Source organism: Streptomyces sp. NBC_00887 (genome assembly GCF_045207585.1).
This window is the reverse complement of sequence record NZ_CP108788.1, coordinates 4552363-4568260: the sequence shown is the minus strand read 5'-3', so window position 1 is coordinate 4568260 and position 15898 is coordinate 4552363. Positions and strand designations below refer to the sequence as shown.

Here is a 15898-nt window from a genome sequence, read left to right as displayed (position 1 = left end):
GTGGGCCTCGGCGGCCTGTCGGCCGCCGCGAACAGAGGAGGCCACGGCGTGCACCCGCTCACCGACGACCCGATGACCGTCGCGATGGCCGAGATCCCCGGTGGCACCGTCGACCTCCGTGACGACCGCCGGGGCACCCGCTGGCAGGCGGAGATCGCGCCCTTCCTGCTCGGCCGGTACCCGGTCACCTCCGGACAGCACAGAGCCGTCACCGGAACGGACCCCGCCCCCTCCGCGAGCGACGCTGCGCCCGTCACGAACATCAGCTGGCTCGACGCCGTCGAGGTGTGCAACCTGCTCTCGGCGCGGGCCGGGCTGGACCGGGCCTACTGCCATGACGTACGGAGCGGGGAAGTGACCTGGGACCGGACGTCCGACGGCTACCGCCTGCCGACCGAGGCCGAGTGGCAGTACGCCTGCAGGGCGGGGACCACCGGATACCGGTACGGCGAGATCGACGAGATCGCCTGGTACGAGGCCAACTCCGGGGGCCGCGCCCACGACGTCGGCGGCCGGACGCCCAACGCGTGGGGGCTGCACGACATGCTGGGCAACGTCTGGGAGTGGTGCTGGGACCTCTACGACGAGGAGATCTACGGCGCGTACCGCATCTTCCGCGGAGGCGGCTGGGCCGAGTCGGAGCGGGGTTGCGGCGCCACGGTACGCCGCCGCAGCCACCCCACGTTCACCATCGACGACCTCGGCTTCCGGCTTGCCCGCGGCGCTGCCCTCCAGGTGAACAACTGATCGATCCACGGTTCTCAGGCGACCCCGGCCATCTGGAGCGCGCGGCGCAGCGCCAGATCGAGCGTGACAGTCTGGATGCGCTGATTGCGGACTTCGACGAGGTGAACGGGCCGGCCGACCCGGCGGCTCTGTGGCTGCCAAGCGGGCCAGGCCCACCGGGCAGGAGCCCGCCCCCGAGGCCGCCGCATGAGTGGTGCCCTGATCCTGGACAGCGAGGGCTCGGCCAAGGCGGTGCAGCGTGACCGGGAGGTGCATGAATGGCTTGCGGCGGCTCGCGAGGCCGACCTCCCGGCTGTCACATCGGCCGCAGTTCTCGTCGAGGTCTTCCATCCCGGGATCAATGACGCCGCACTGAAGTGGACGCTGCCCAGGCTCCGGGTGGAGCCGGTCACGCAGGCTCTGGCGCAGTCCGCCTCGCCGCCCTGTTGCGTGCTGCGGGCATGCACGGCCACAAGTACGCCATCGACGCCATGCCGTGCGCGACGGCGTCGGGGCTGCCGGGGCGGGTGACGATCCTGACATCTGAAGTGGAGGACATCGCGATGCTCACCGCCGGGCATATCCGTGTCCTTGTCGAGAAGGCCTGAGCTCAGCCTGTCCACCCGTGGGCCGGGCTGAATCGCTCTCCGGTCGTCAGCTGCCGCACCACCGTGTCGTGCGCTGCGGGAGGGCCGCGCCGATCCGTCCGGCGGCCCGTAAACCATACGGACGATCGACTCCCGGTGAGGTACGTTCCTCTCGTCCGAAGGGGGGCGAAGTGGCGAAACTCAACCAGATCATCGCCGTGGAAAAGGGTGTCAAGAGCAAGTCGCTCCAGGACATCACCGCGGCCCACCACAAGGTGCAGAAGCCCGTACAGCTGGCCGGCATCTCGCGCACGTACCAGCCGAAGGACGAGGAGGGCGAGCAGCTGCCGCCCGAGTCCACGCGCGTACAGGTCAAGACCGAGGACGTGCTGCGTGAGATGTCCGTGTCGCTGACCCGGCTGTTCGACGTGACCGCCACCAAGGACTGGGCCAACTGCTCCGCCCGCGCCGACGTCACCGTCGACGGACGGACGATCGTCCGCGAAGTGCCGGTCTCCTACCTGCTCTTCCTGGAGAAGCAGCTCACCGACCTGCACACCTTCGTGAAGAAGCTCCCCGTCCTCGACGCCTCCGAGTCCTGGTCGCTCGACCCGTCGACGGACTGGTGGAAGACCGACCCGGTCCGCACGATCCGGACGAAGAAGGTCCCGCGCAACCACGTCAAGGCCGAGGCGACCGAGAAGCACCCGGCGCAGGTCGACGTGTACTACGAGGACGTGCCGATCGGGTACTGGACGACCGTGAAGTTCTCCGGATCGCTTCCGGCGAAGCGGGTGAACGAGCTGCTGGAGCGGGTCGAGAAGCTGCAGCACGCGGTCAAGTTCGCACGCGAGGAGGCCAACAGCGCCGAGGTCACCGACCAGCGGGTCGGCGACGCGGTGTTCGGCTACCTGTTCGGCTAGCACCGGACGCAGGTAGCATCCACAAACGCCCCCGCGCACTGTCGTGGGGGTGCGCACCATCACGCGGCCGGTTGAGGTCCGGTCCGTGTGACGAGCGCAGACTGAAACTGACGTTCAGCCTGAAGACGCGGCACAGGTGAAGGTTCGAGTCCTTCCCCCGGCACCACTGGCCGGGGTGGCCCAACATGGCAGAGGCAACCGCGATCACACTCAGACTCTCGCTCAAGCTTCAGTATTGCCACCGACTGCCAGATCGACCGGGTACGGACGAACACCGTTGAATGCTGGTTCGAATCCGGCCTGCACCTCTTCATGGCGCGGTAGTTCAATGGAAGAACGCGACGGTCTGACGACTGATCCGCACTCTTAAACGGCGCTGGCAAGCGCAATTGGGTGGCATCCCCAGGGGCCCGGGAGCTGGATACGACTCCCGGGCTCCGCCACGTCCGGTGGGGTGTGGCGCTACGCCCTGCGCAGCCGGGCGATGATGCCGTCCAGATCCCTTCGGAACAGGTCCGGGCGCACGAAGTGCCCGCCGGGTACCTCGTGCCACTCGTGAGGGACACCTGCTGCGCCGAGGCCGGCCCGGAACTCCCGCTGGCACGCTAGCACTTGCGTCTCGTTGACCGTGTCGAACCAGTTGACCGGGGCGGGACTCGTGCCGGCGACCAGGAAGATCCGCTTGTTCCGATAGCTCTCGATGCGCTGCACGGGATTGTCGGCGGTGACCCTCGCCTCGTCCCGGAGCGGCGCACCGTAGACGGTGCCACCACCCAGCTCCGCGGCCGCTGAGGAACGATGGCAGTGACGAAGTACGCTCGCCAGCGCGCCCCCAGGCTCTGCGGCTTCGGCATAGGCGCGGCGATCTGATGCGGCAAAGCGGCCGCGCCGAAGACTCTGAGTTGGAGATCCGCGCGGTGCTGTCGGACCGGCTAAGCACCGTGGACTCGCAGGACTCCGTAGTGCTATCCGAGCGCCATTGCTTGGCCCATACCTTGGAGGAACTGGAGCGGCACGGCGAGGCCCAGAACGAGCTTGGGCAAGTGGTCTCCTCGTACGCCCAGATCCTGGGTCAGGACAACAAGCAAACGCGGAGTGCGAGTTTCTGCCTGGCCAGGATGCTGCAAGTGCACGGGGACAAGACCGAGGCGCTGCAGTTGTACGAACAGGTCTTGTCTGGAGAGACTGCCGAGTTCGGTGCGCATCACATCGAACCGCTCATGACTGGCTTCCGGCGGGACCAGTGCCGGCTCGACATGGGCATACTCCCGCCCCCAGAAGCTACGGCAGCCTTCGAACGCACCCTTTCCGCGCTATCCGCCCTTCTCGACGACGACCATCGGTGGATCGTGACCATCCGCGAAGCGCTGGATGCCAGCCGCATTGCAAACGGGTGAGCGGCCCGCCTTGATGAAGTAGAGAAACCCGCAACAGCGCGCAAAACAGGTTGGGGCACCCTGACCCTTCGCGAGACGCGCCCGGTGGTCGGAACGAAGTGGACGGACTCCGGTCTCCGGCACGACCGGCGCGGGCTCAAATCCCGCGAGGCGAACACCGACCGTCCAGTGCCGATCCCGCCCGTGCTGGTCGCCATGATCCGCGCCCATATCGAGGAGTTCGGGACGGCAACGGACGGTCGGCTCTTCGCCAACGAGCGCGGGGGAGTCCTCGGCTCCACCAGCTACTGGCGGGTGTGGCAGGAGGCCAGGCCGTTCGCGCTGCCCCGGACAAGACGGATTCCCCGCTCGCCCACCGCCCGTACGACCTACGGCACACCTGCATCACCAACTGGTTGAACGCCGGCGTCCCTGTGGCGGAGGTGTCCCGCCGGGCCGGGAACTCGCCGGAGGTGGTGCACCGCCGGTACGCGGGCTGCATCGACGGACACGAGGAGCTGACAACCGGAAGATCGAGAAGTCCATGGGCTGGGGTGAGGAGGCCGGCCAGTGAGCTGCGACCAGCCCTGAAAACTCACTCGCCACTCACTCGCGATCAGTGACAGACAACGACAAAGGCCCGGACTCAGTAGGACTGAGTTCGGGCCTTCATGCTTGGCACTTCAGCTGGTCAGCGGGTTGATCGCGCTGTCCGGCTGGAGTGCCCCCGGCAGGATTCGAACCTGCGCACCCGGCTCCGGAGGCCGATGCTCTATCCCCTGAGCTACGGGGGCGAAATCGCTGCACTTGGCGGCGACGAGTGAAACCCTACCAGCTTCGGTGGGGTGTCCGGGAACAGGTATTTCCGCGTCGGCGCACCGTTTCGCCGACGCTCTGCCGCGGGCTCAGGGGAGTGACGCGGAGACCGCGCTCAGGCTCCCGAGGACCGTGCGCCGAATTCGGGCCGTGGGGCGCCGGGCCACCCCTCCGGGGCGGAAGTGGGCAAAACCCGGACGCAGCCCCTCCGGCGGACCTACTCTCGAAGGGTGTCAGGGGCGTACGGCCGCGTGCTTGTTGTGGACGACAACAAGGTCATCCGGCAGCTGATCAGGGTCAATCTCGAGCTGGAGGGCTTCGAGGTCGTGACCGCGGCCGATGGTGTCGAGTGTCTGGAACTGGTCCACCGGGTCCGCCCGGATGTGATCACGCTCGATGTGGTGATGCCCCGCCTCGACGGAATCCAGACCGCTGTCCGGCTGCGCGCCGATCCACGGACCCGCCATCTGCCCGTCGCCGTTGTCAGTGCCTGCACGCCGCACGAGGTGGACTCGGGGGTGGCCGCCGGGATCGACGCCTTCCTGGCGAAGCCGTTCGAGCCGAGCGACCTGGTGCGGATAGTCCACCGCCTGATGCGCAGGAAGGACGCGCCGTCGGTCGACGGCAGACACGGTGCCGGGAGGGCAGGGAGCACGGCCGGATGACGGCATGAGCGACCACTCCGCGCCCGCATCCCGGGCCGCGCGGGTGACCGGATGGCGAAACGGGGTCGCGAAGTGCCCCCCTCCCTCCCATACGCTTGTCCCGTGACCCCCGCAGAGCTCTCCCGAACCGTGCTGCGCGCTGTGCGCCGCGCGGTCGACGAGGACGTCCTGCGCGCGCCCGTGCCCGCGCGCGTGCGGGTGGAGCGGACACGGCCCGGTGGCAGCGGCGACTACGCCTGCGCCGTAGCCCTCCAGCTGGCCGGACCCGCCGCGCTCCCCGCCCGGGAGGTCGCGAGCATCCTGCGCGACCGGGTGGCGGCGGCGCCCGGCATCGGACGGGTCGAGATCACCGGGCCCGGTTTTCTGAACTTCACGCTCGACGCGTCCGCCGACACGGCCGCCCGCGCCGCGCTCGTACGCGACGTACGGGAACAGGGCCTCCGGTACGGACGGTGCACCACCGACGCCGGGCGGCTCCACCGGCTCCACCACCCTCCCGAGATCCGGGCCGCGGTCCACGCCCAGGCGGTCGGGCGCCTCCTGAGGACGCAGGGCGGCCAGGTGCTCATCGGCTGCACCGGAGCGACCGACCCCGGCTGGGAACGGCTGGGCGTCGTGGTCGGCCCTCGCCACGGGCCGGAGGAGAGCGTCGAGATCCGCCCCGTGCCCGCCCGCGCCACCGCCGCAGAGCTGCTGGAGCGCCTCGGGCGGGACGCCGCGCTGTGGGGCCTGCTGCGGCCCGCGGCCCATGACCACGCCCCGCTGGGCGACGAGCTCCTCGTGCAGGGTGAGGCCAACCCGCTCTTCCTGGTCCGCTACGCCCACGCGCGCGCCCGCGCCCTCACAAGGAGCGCGCAGCAGCTCGGCTTCGCCGGCGCGTACGACGAGGACGTGGACGCACCCGCACTGCATGCCGCGCTCGCCGACCACCCCGGCGCACTCGCCTCCGCCGCCCGCCACCATGCTCCCGACCGGGTCGCCCGGCACCTGGAGACGGTGGCGCGCGCCTTCTTCGACCTCCACGACACGAACCCGCCGCTCCCCGTCGGCGACGAGAAACCCTCGGCCGCCCACCGCTCCCGGCTGGCTCTCGCCGAAGCCGCCGGGAGGGTGCTGGCAGGCGGCCTGTTCCTGCTCGGCATCAGCGCGCCCGAACACCTCTGAGACCTGAGAGAGCAGAACGATGAGCCGATCCGCACACCCCGCCGGGCCCCGTCACGCCGATGTCTTCACCGAGGGCCACTACAGCGCCCCGGCGACCGACCTGAACGTGCTGGACGAGAAGGTCTGGGCCCGCACCGTCACCCGTGACACGGACGGTGCGCTCACCGTCGGCGGGATCGAAGTCGCCCGGCTGGCCGAGGAGTTCGGCACCCCGGCGTACTTCCTCGACGAGAGCGACTTCCGGGCCCGCTGCCGCGCCTGGGCCGAGGCCTTCGGGCCGGACGCCGATGTGTTCTACGCCGGCAAGGCCTTCCTGTCGCGTGCCGTCGTGCGCTGGCTCCAGGAAGAGGGACTGAACCTCGACGTGTGCTCCGGCGGCGAGCTCGTCACCGCGCTGGACGCCGGGATGCCCGCCGAGCGCATCGCCTTCCACGGCAACAACAAGAGCGTCGCCGAGATCGAGCGGGCCATCGAGGCCGGTGTCGGGCGGATCGTGCTCGACTCCTTCCAGGAGATCGTCCGCGTCGCGCACGTCGCCCAGCAGCTCGGAAAGCGCCAGCGCGTACAGATCCGCGTGACGGTCGGCGTCGAGGCCCACACCCACGAGTTCATCGCGACCGCGCACGAGGACCAGAAGTTCGGTATCGCGCTGGCCGACGGACTGGCCGCCGAATCGGTGCGCAGGGCACTCACGCTCGACGGGCTCGAACTCATCGGCATCCACTCGCACATCGGCTCGCAGATCTTCGACATGGCCGGATTCGAGGTCTCCGCGCGGCGCGTGGTGCAGTTGCTCGCCGAGATCCGCGACGAGCACGGCATCGAGCTCCCCGAGATCGACCTCGGCGGCGGCCTCGGCATCGCGTACACCTCCGAGGACGACCCCCGCGAGCCGCACGAGATCGCCAAGGCGCTCAGCGACATCGTGACCCGCGAGTGCGAGTCGGCGAAGCTGCGGACCCCGCGCATCTCCGTCGAGCCGGGGCGCGCCATCGTCGGACCCACCGCGTTCACGCTGTACGAGGTCGGCACCATCAAGCCCCTCGAGGGCCTGCGCACGTACGTCAGTGTCGACGGCGGCATGTCGGACAACATCCGCACCGCGCTGTACGACGCCGAGTACAGCGTCTCCCTCGTCTCGCGCAGCTCCGACGCCGATCCCATGCTCGTGCGCGTCGTCGGCAAGCACTGCGAGAGCGGCGACATCGTGGTCAAGGACGCCTTCCTGCCCTCGGACCTGGCCCCCGGCGACCTGATCGCCGTGCCGGCCACCGGGGCGTACTGCCGCTCCATGGCGAGCAACTACAACCACGCCCTGCGCCCCCCGGTCGTCGCCGTGCGTGACGGCGAGGCGCGGGTGATCGTCCGGCGCGAGACGGAGGAAGATCTTCTGCGTCTCGATGTCGGCTGATGAAATAAAGGTCTCAGGATCCGGACGGGTGACAGAAACTCCCGTCCGGTGAGTGAGACTGTTCCACACATCTGAAGTATGAGAAACGAGGTCGGATGATGCGTACGCGTCCGCTGAAAGTGGCGCTGCTGGGCTGTGGAGTGGTCGGCTCAGAGGTGGCTCGCATCATGACGACGCACGCCGACGACCTCGCCGCGCGCATCGGTGCGCCGGTCGAGCTCGCGGGTGTCGCCGTGCGCCGTCCCTCCAAGGTGCGGGAGGGCATCGACCCCGCGCTGATCACCACCGATGCGACCGCCCTGGTCAAACGGGGCGACATCGACGTCGTCGTCGAGGTCATCGGGGGCATCGAGCCCGCCAGGTCGCTCATCACGACCGCCTTCGAGCACGGTGCGAGCGTCGTCTCCGCGAACAAGGCACTGCTCGCCGAGGACGGCTCCGCCCTCCACGCCACCGCAGGGAAGTACGGCCGGGACCTCTACTACGAGGCCGCCGTGGCCGGTGCCATTCCGCTCGTACGTCCGCTGCGCGAGTCGCTCGCCGGGGACAAGGTCAACCGGGTGCTCGGCATCGTCAACGGCACGACCAACTTCATCCTCGACAAGATGGACACGAGCGGAGCGGGCTACTCCGAGGCGCTCGACGAGGCCACCGCGCTCGGCTACGCCGAGGCCGACCCGACCGCGGACGTCGAGGGCTTCGACGCCGCGGCCAAGGCCGCGATCCTCGCGGGGATCGCCTTCCACACCCGGGTGAAGATCGGCGAGGTGCACCGCGAGGGCATCACCGAGGTCACCGCAGCCGACATCGCCTCCGCCCGCCGCATGGGCTGCACCGTCAAGCTCCTCGCCATCTGCGAGCGTGCCGCCGACGGCAGGTCCGTCACCGCCCGCGTGCACCCCGCGATGATCCCGCTCAGCCACCCGCTGGCCTCCGTCCGCGAGGCGTACAACGCGGTCTTCGTCGAGGCCGAGGCGGCCGGGCAGCTGATGTTCTACGGTCCCGGCGCCGGTGGCGCCCCGACCGCGTCCGCGGTCCTCGGCGACCTGGTCGCCGTCTGCCGCAACAAGATCGGCGAGACCACCGGCCCAGGTGAGTCCGCGTACACGCGTCTGCCGGTCAGCCCCATGGGCGAGGTCGTCACGCGGTACCACATCAGTCTCGACGTGGCCGACAAGCCTGGCGTACTCGCCCAGGTGGCAACGGTCTTCGCCGAACAGGGCGTATCCATCGATACGGTCCGCCAGCAGAGTCGACAGGACGGAGACGGCGAGGCATCCCTCGTCGTCGTCACCCACCGCGCGCCCGACGCAGCCCTCTCCGGGACCGTCGAAGCGCTGCGCAAGCTGGACACCGTGCGCGGTGTCGCCAGCATCATGCGTGTTGAAGGGGAGTAAGGACCCATGACCAGCAAGGGCACCCACCAGTGGCGCGGCATCATCGAGGAGTACCGGGACCGTCTTCCGGTCACGAGCACGACGCCGGTCGTCACGCTCCGTGAGGGTGGCACGCCGCTCGTTCCGGCGCAGGTTCTCTCCGAGCGCACGGGCTGCGAGGTGCACCTCAAGGTCGAGGGCGCCAACCCCACGGGGTCGTTCAAGGACCGCGGCATGACGATGGCGATCACCCGGGCCAAGGAGGAGGGCGCGCAGGCCGTCATCTGCGCCTCCACCGGCAACACCTCCGCGTCCGCCGCGGCGTACGCGGTGCGGGCCGGCATGGTCTGCGCCGTGCTCGTTCCGCAGGGCAAGATCGCGCTCGGCAAGATGGGGCAGGCCCTCGTCCACGGCGCGAAGATCCTCCAGGTCGACGGCAACTTCGACGACTGCCTGACCCTCGCCCGCAGCCTCTCGGACAACTACCCGGTGGCGCTGGTCAATTCGGTCAACCCGGTGCGGATCGAGGGCCAGAAGACCGCCGCGTTCGAGATCGTCGACGCGCTCGGCGACGCCCCCGACATCCATGTCCTGCCGGTCGGTAACGCGGGCAACATCACGGCCTACTGGAAGGGCTACAAGGAGTACGCGGGGGACGGACTGTCCACGCACACCCCGCGCATGTGGGGCTTCCAGGCGTCCGGCTCCGCGCCCATCGTGCGCGGCGAGATCGTCAAGGACCCGGCGACCATCGCCACCGCGATCCGCATCGGGAACCCGGCCTCCTGGCAGTTCGCCCTGGACGCCCGGGACGAATCGGGCGGTTTCATCGACGAGGTGACGGACCGGCAGATTCTGTCCGCCTACCGCCTGTTGGCCTCCCAGGAGGGTGTGTTCGTCGAGCCCGCGTCGGCCGCCTCCGTGGCCGGTCTGCTCAAGGCCGCCGAAGAGGGCAAGGTCGATCCCGGCCAGAAGATCGTCTGCACCGTCACGGGCAACGGCCTCAAGGACCCCGACTGGGCCGTCGCGGGCGCTCCGCAGCCGGTCACGGTCCCTGTGGACGCGGTCACCGCAGCCCAGAAGCTGGGTCTGGTGTAACCGGCACTTCGCAGCTCAGCCGCCTTTTCGGGTGGAGAGCGCATAGGAGGCGTGCGACACGCATCGTGCGCCTCCTGTGCGCCCTATGTCGCCACAGAACCTTCCTTCGATAAGCTGTAGTCAACCCGCCCCGCGCATACGCCGCGGTGCAGTCGCCGTAGTGGCTGCCGGGTACCCCATTCCGGCACTTCGGCGCCCGCCTCACGCACGCCGAGGGCCCCGCCCGCATCACCCCGCACGACATCCCCGCCGCCGTACAGGAAGAGTCGTCCAACCGATGGCCGGTCCCGCGTTCCGAGCTGCCGCCGTCCGGGTGCGCGTCCCCGCAACCAGCGCCAACCTCGGCCCCGGTTTCGACGCCCTGGGCCTCTCGCTGGGGCTCTACGACGACGTCGTCGTCCGGGTCGCCGACTCCGGGCTGCACATCGACATCGCGGGTGAGGGCGCCGAGACGCTGCCCCGCGACGAGAGCCACCTGCTCGTACGCTCCCTGCGCACGGCCTTCGACCTGCTCGGCGGCCAGCCCCGCGGCCTCGAGATCGTCTGCGCCAACCGCATCCCGCACGGCCGGGGCATGGGTTCCTCGTCCGCCGCGATCTGCGCCGGCATCGTCGCCGCGCGTGCGGTGACGACGGGCGGCGACGCCCGCCTCGACGACGCGGCCCTGCTGGAGCTGGCCACCGAGATCGAAGGGCACCCCGACAACGTCGCGGCCTGCCTCCTCGGCGGTTTCACGCTCGCGTGGATGGACGGCGGAGCGGCCAGGGCCATCAGGATGGATCCTGCGGATTCCGTCGTTCCGGTGGTTTTCGTCCCGGCCACGCCGGTACTCACCGAGACGGCACGCGGTCTGCTGCCGCGCACGGTTCCGCACGTGGACGCCGCTGCCAACGCCGGTCGTGCGGCCCTCCTCGTAGAGGCCCTGACCAGGCGCCCCGAGCTGCTGCTCGCCGCCACCGAGGACCGGATCCACCAGGAGTACCGGGCGCCCGCGATGCCGCAGAGCGTGGAACTCGTGAACCGGCTGCGCGCCGACGGCGTCCCTGCTGTCATCTCCGGAGCGGGGCCGACCGTGCTCGCGCTGACGGAGGAAGGCTCGGCCGACAAGGTCACCCGCCTGGCGGGTGAGGGATGGGCCGCGAACCGGCTCGCGCTCGACACCACGGGCGCGAGCGTGCTGCCGCTCGCTGCGTAAGCGCACGTGATTGCCGGTGCATGAGAGGGGGAATGTTTGTTGGAGCCGGTAGTGTTAACCTCAAGTCAGCAATCGACGTCTTTGTGGCGCGTTGCTTCGCGTCCCCCTTCGGGACCACCACTCTTCCGGGAGCCTCCCCGACTGCCTGAGCAGCCTGCCTGAGCAGTTTCGAGCACGCTCCGGAACCGGCACGACACCCTCTTGCTCGTCCAGGAGTGGGCCGAGCAGGGGGATCTCGAGCCGGAACCCCGCACATTCATCTCTCCGCCGTACCCGGCGGACCACCGCCCCGGCAAGGTCCGCGATCGAAAAGATCAACAGACCGTAGTCGGACAGCACAACCGGTCGCCGAGCCAGAAGGCCGACGTCCGCTCCAGGGAAGGACCCTTCGTGAGCGACACCACCGATCTGATGGGCGTGACTGCCGACAAGAACGTCGACAGCTCTGCGCCCGCCGAAGGTGCTGCCACTGGCACCACCGCACGGCGCCGCCGCTCCGGCACCGGCCTCGAGGGCATGGTCCTGGCCGAGCTGCAGCAGGTCGCGTCCGGCCTCGGCATCAGGGGAACTGCGCGGATGCGCAAGAGCCAGCTGATCGAGGTCATCAAGGAGGCGCAGGCCGGGAGCTCCTCCGCACCCAAGACTGCCTCCAAGGCTGCTGCCGCCCCCGCCGGTACGGACGCCGAGAGCAAGCCCAAGCGGCGTGCCACGTCCAAGTCGCGTACGGGGGACGAGTCCGCCGCCGCGGCCGAGAAGCCCGCGGCCCAGCAGCAGATCGACATCCCCGGTCAGCCGGCCAGCGACGACCAGCCCACGGGCGAGCGTCGTCGTCGCCGGGCGACCGCGCAGGCGGGCAGCCCCGACACCAAGGGCGACGTCAAGGCCGAGGCCAAGACGGAGCCGCAGGCCGAGCCGAAGACCGAGGGCCGTCAGGACCGCGGCGACGAGCGCGGCGAGGCGAAGGGTGACGCGAAGGCCGAGTCCGCCGCCGACACCGCCGAGGGCCGCCGCGGCGACCGCCAGGACCGCGGCCAGCGCGGTGAGCGTGGCGAGCGCGGTGACCGCCGTGACCGTCAGCGCGACCGGCGCGGCAAGGGCGACGACCAGGGCCAGCAGGGCGGCGGCCAGCGCCGTCAGGGCCAGAGCCAGGGCCAGGGTGGCCAGGGCCAGAGCCAGGGCCAGGGTGGCCAGGGCCAGAGCCAGGGCCAGCAGGGCGGCGGCGGTCAGCAGGACGACGCCTACGACGACGAGGGCGGCCGGCGGGGCCGTCGGGGCCGGTACCGCGACCGCCGTGGCCGTCGCGGCCGCGAGGACTTCGCGACCGACGTCCAGGTGGCCGACGACGACGTCCTGATCCCCGTCGCGGGCATCCTGGACATCCTCGACAACTACGCGTTCATCCGGACCTCCGGCTACCTGCCGGGACCGAACGACGTGTACGTCTCGCTCGCCCAGGTCCGCAAGAACGGCCTGCGCAAGGGTGACCACGTCACCGGTGCGGTGCGCCAGCCCAAGGACGGCGAGCGCCGCGAGAAGTTCAACGCGCTGGTCCGCCTCGACTCGGTGAACGGCATGGCGCCGGAGACCGGCCGCGGCCGGCCCGAGTTCCAGAAGCTGACCCCGCTGTACCCGCAGGACAGGCTCCGTCTGGAGACCGACTCCAACATCCTGACCACCCGGATCATCGACCTGGTCGCCCCGATCGGCAAGGGCCAGCGAGGCCTGATCGTGGCCCCGCCGAAGACCGGTAAGACCATGATCCTTCAGGCGATCGCCAACGCGATCACGGTCAACAGCCCCGAGTGCCACCTGATGGTCGTCCTGGTCGACGAGCGTCCGGAAGAGGTCACCGACATGCAGCGGTCGGTGAAGGGCGAGGTCATCTCCTCGACCTTCGACCGTCCCGCCGAGGACCACACCACGGTCGCCGAGCTGGCCATCGAGCGCGCGAAGCGCCTCGTGGAGCTGGGTCACGACGTGGTCGTCCTGCTGGACTCGATCACCCGCCTGGGCCGTGCGTACAACCTGGCCGCACCGGCCTCGGGCCGCATCCTGTCCGGTGGTGTCGACTCGACCGCGCTGTACCCGCCGAAGCGCTTCTTCGGTGCCGCGCGGAACATCGAGGACGGCGGCTCGCTGACGATCCTGGCCACCGCGCTCGTCGAGACCGGCTCGCGCATGGACGAGGTGATCTTCGAGGAGTTCAAGGGCACCGGCAACATGGAGCTCAAGCTCGACCGGAAGCTCTCGGACAAGCGCATCTTCCCGGCGGTGGACGTGGACGCGTCCAGCACCCGTAAGGAAGAGATCCTGCTCGGCAGCGACGAGCTTGCGGTTGTCTGGAAGCTGCGCCGGGTGCTGCACGCACTCGACCAGCAGCAGGCGATCGAGCTGCTCCTGGACCGCATGAAGAAGACGCAGTCCAACGCGGAGTTCCTGCTCCAGATCCAGAAGACGACGCCGGGTAACGGCAACGACTGACGTCGCATCAGGAGTCACGCAGAACTGCCCTCGTCACACTGGTGACGAGGGCAGTTCTGCGTTGTAGGATCAGCTGGCTATATGTGGGGGGGAACGTATTTTCGATACGCCCACTGTGTGGTGTTCCAGTGGGCGTCTTTCTCTCTCCTTCGAGTGCAACTACCCGGCGCCGTACTCGCGTTGCGCCGCGTCGATCGAAGGGATTCTTGAGTGACATCTGGCAGACGGAAGGGCTTCATCACCTTCCCCGCGGCGGTCGCCGCGCTCGCGCTGGGAACCGCGGCCCTGTCCGCAGTTCCCGCGCAGGCCACCGACTCGCCCCAGCCGGCCGGAAAGCAGAGCGTTCAGCAGCGCTCGACGGCCTCGCAGGCCGAACTGCGCGAAACCGTCAAGGGTTCGGTCGCGGAGCTGCAGCAGGGCGGGTCCGGTGCACCCGCAGAAGCGGACAACGGCTCGGAGCCCACGCCGGAGGCTTCCGGGCGGACCATCGACCCGAAGATCATCGGTGGTACCCCCGCCACGCTCAGCGAGGCCCCGTGGATGGTGCAGTTGCACTACTACGACGACAAGGGCACGGCCGACGAGACCGATGACGAGGGCTACTTCTGCGGGGGCACGCTCGTCGCCCCCGCGAAGGTCCTCACCGCCGCGCACTGCGTGGACGGTCTGGACTGGCAGGCGAACGGAGCCGTCCTCGGCGGCACCGCGCAGCTTCCGGTCGGCGACGACCTCCACGGCGGTACGGCGGTCGGCGTCTGGCGTCAGTGGGTCAACCCGAACTACGACGACGCCGCCATCAAGGGCGACGTCGCCGTTCTGACGCTCGGCTCCGCGCTCCCGTACAAGACGCTGCAGCCGGCAGCGTCCGGTGACACGGCGCGCTACAAGACCGGCACGCCGGCGACCGTCTACGGCTGGGGGCGCACCAGCTCCACCAGCGACGACATCTCGCCGACCCTGCTCAAGGCCTCCGTGCCCGTGCAGGCGGACTCGGCGTGCTCCGGTTACTTCGGCAGCGACTTCGTTGCGGGGCAGATGGTCTGCGCCGGAACGCCGGCCAGCGGCCAGGACGCCGGCACGGTCTCGCCGTGCAACGGCGACTCGGGCGGGCCGCTCGTGGTCAACGGCCGGATCGCCGGTGTCGTCTCCTGGGGACGGACCGACTGCGTGGCAGCGGGTGCGTACGGCGTGTACGCCAAGACCGCCACGTTCGCCGGGCTGGTCAACCCCCGCATCGACGACGCCAACCTCAACTTCGACGACAAGGCGGACCTGTTCGCCCGCGCGTCGACGGGCGAGGGCTTCAACTACTACTCGCGGGGCACCTCGGTCGGCAGCCGCGAGTCGGTAGGCAACTGGGAAGGCATCAACCTGGTCCGCCAGGCCGATGTCAACCGTGACTTCTTCCAGGACTACGTCTACCGCACCACGGCGGGCGAGCTCTGGTGGTGGGGTTACGACAGTGCCGCCGACGCCTACACCGAGCACAAGATCGGTACCGGCTGGACCAACCTGCGCAACATCACCTTCACCGGTGATGTGACGGGCGACGGTCTGGTGGACCTGACGGCCAACGACTCGACCGGCAAGCTGTTCCTGTGGACGGGCCGGGGCAACGGCACGTTCGCACCCAAGGTGCAGATCGGTGTCGGCTGGAGCTCGTACCAGGTGTACGGCAAGGGCGACTACAGCGGGGACGGCAAGCCGGACCTGATCGCCCGCGACGGCCAGGCGGTGCTCTGGATGTACAAGGGCACCGGTTCCGCCTCCGCCCCGTTCTCCGGACGCGTCAAGGTGGGCAGCGGCTGGAACTTCACCGCGTACGCCACGACCGGTGACGTGACGGGTGACGGCCGCGCCGACTTCATCGTCCGCGACGCCGCGGGCGAGCTCTGGGCGTACAAGAGCACGGGCTCGGCCACGGTCCCGTTCGCCACTGCGGCGAGGATCAAGCTCGGCACGGGCTGGAAGTCCTACAGCCTGCTCGGCTGATGGTTCATCGCAGGCCGGAACCGGCCCCGGACCTTCATGGTCCGGGGCCGGTTTCTCTCTCCCCGTACCCCTTCCTGGACTGTTTCCC

General features: G+C 69.6%; 12 protein-coding genes, 1 tRNA gene and 2 pseudogenes. 13 read left to right on the top strand and 2 right to left on the bottom strand.

Annotated elements, in window-relative coordinates:
- Nucleotides 1-84 precede the first annotated feature (84 nt).
- The 3 genes and pseudogenes from OG844_RS20645 (at nucleotide 85) to OG844_RS20635 (ending at nucleotide 2236) form a co-directional block, all read left to right on the top strand.
- On the top strand, nucleotides 85-747 hold the full coding sequence (locus OG844_RS20645; RefSeq protein WP_406396197.1) for a formylglycine-generating enzyme family protein: 663 nt from the start codon (nucleotides 85-87) through the stop codon (nucleotides 745-747).
- A 186-nt stretch (nucleotides 748-933) separates the two neighbouring features.
- Nucleotides 934-1334 (top strand): annotated as a pseudogene (locus OG844_RS20640) (DNA-binding protein).
- A gap of 170 nt (nucleotides 1335-1504) precedes the next feature.
- On the top strand, nucleotides 1505-2236 hold the full coding sequence (locus OG844_RS20635) for a hypothetical protein (RefSeq protein ID WP_406392161.1): 732 nt from the start codon (nucleotides 1505-1507) through the stop codon (nucleotides 2234-2236).
- A gap of 462 nt (nucleotides 2237-2698) precedes the next feature.
- On the opposite strand, the pseudogene OG844_RS20630 reads toward OG844_RS20635, so the two are convergent.
- Nucleotides 2699-3031, bottom strand: a pseudogene (locus tag OG844_RS20630) (alpha/beta hydrolase-fold protein); the annotation flags it as partial.
- 74 nt (nucleotides 3032-3105) lie between these two features.
- Between OG844_RS20630 and OG844_RS20625 the strand changes: the two are divergent.
- A complete protein-coding gene (locus OG844_RS20625; RefSeq protein ID WP_406392160.1) occupies nucleotides 3106-3633 on the top strand; it encodes a tetratricopeptide repeat protein in 528 nt (175 codons plus the stop codon).
- Between the two features lie 84 nt (nucleotides 3634-3717).
- Nucleotides 3718-4032, top strand: coding sequence for a hypothetical protein (locus OG844_RS20620; protein WP_406392158.1), 315 nt, complete (start codon nucleotides 3718-3720; stop codon nucleotides 4030-4032).
- Nucleotides 4033-4334: 302 nt separating this feature from the next.
- Here OG844_RS20620 and OG844_RS20615 read toward each other — a convergent pair.
- Nucleotides 4335-4406, bottom strand: a tRNA-Arg gene (locus OG844_RS20615).
- Between the two features lie 204 nt (nucleotides 4407-4610).
- Here OG844_RS20615 and OG844_RS20610 point away from each other — a divergent pair.
- The 8 genes from OG844_RS20610 to OG844_RS20575 all read left to right on the top strand — a co-directional run bounded on the left by OG844_RS20610 (nucleotide 4611) and on the right by OG844_RS20575 (nucleotide 15810).
- A complete protein-coding gene (locus tag OG844_RS20610) occupies nucleotides 4611-5093 on the top strand; it encodes a response regulator (protein WP_406392156.1) in 483 nt (160 codons plus the stop codon).
- Between the two features lie 102 nt (nucleotides 5094-5195).
- Complete coding sequence (nrtL, locus tag OG844_RS20605) at nucleotides 5196-6257, top strand: ArgS-related anticodon-binding protein NrtL (protein WP_406392154.1); 1062 nt, start codon at nucleotides 5196-5198, stop codon at nucleotides 6255-6257.
- A 19-nt stretch (nucleotides 6258-6276) separates the two neighbouring features.
- Nucleotides 6277-7668 (top strand): diaminopimelate decarboxylase, encoded by a 1392-nt coding sequence (gene lysA, locus OG844_RS20600; RefSeq protein WP_406392152.1) that lies wholly within the window; start codon nucleotides 6277-6279, stop codon nucleotides 7666-7668.
- 95 nt (nucleotides 7669-7763) lie between these two features.
- Nucleotides 7764-9065, top strand: coding sequence for a homoserine dehydrogenase (locus OG844_RS20595; RefSeq protein ID WP_406392151.1), 1302 nt, complete (start codon nucleotides 7764-7766; stop codon nucleotides 9063-9065).
- Between the two features lie 6 nt (nucleotides 9066-9071).
- The gene (gene thrC, locus OG844_RS20590; RefSeq protein ID WP_329207338.1) at nucleotides 9072-10142 is read left to right on the top strand and encodes a threonine synthase; all 1071 of its coding nucleotides are present in this window, start codon (nucleotides 9072-9074) and stop codon (nucleotides 10140-10142) included.
- A gap of 277 nt (nucleotides 10143-10419) precedes the next feature.
- Nucleotides 10420-11337, top strand: coding sequence for a homoserine kinase (gene thrB, locus OG844_RS20585; protein WP_384613476.1), 918 nt, complete (start codon nucleotides 10420-10422; stop codon nucleotides 11335-11337).
- A 390-nt stretch (nucleotides 11338-11727) separates the two neighbouring features.
- Complete coding sequence (rho, locus tag OG844_RS20580; RefSeq protein ID WP_406392149.1) at nucleotides 11728-13818, top strand: transcription termination factor Rho; 2091 nt, start codon at nucleotides 11728-11730, stop codon at nucleotides 13816-13818.
- 210 nt (nucleotides 13819-14028) lie between these two features.
- Nucleotides 14029-15810 (top strand): trypsin-like serine protease, encoded by a 1782-nt coding sequence (locus tag OG844_RS20575; RefSeq protein ID WP_406392147.1) that lies wholly within the window; start codon nucleotides 14029-14031, stop codon nucleotides 15808-15810.
- The last annotated feature ends 88 nt before the right edge of the window (nucleotides 15811-15898 follow it).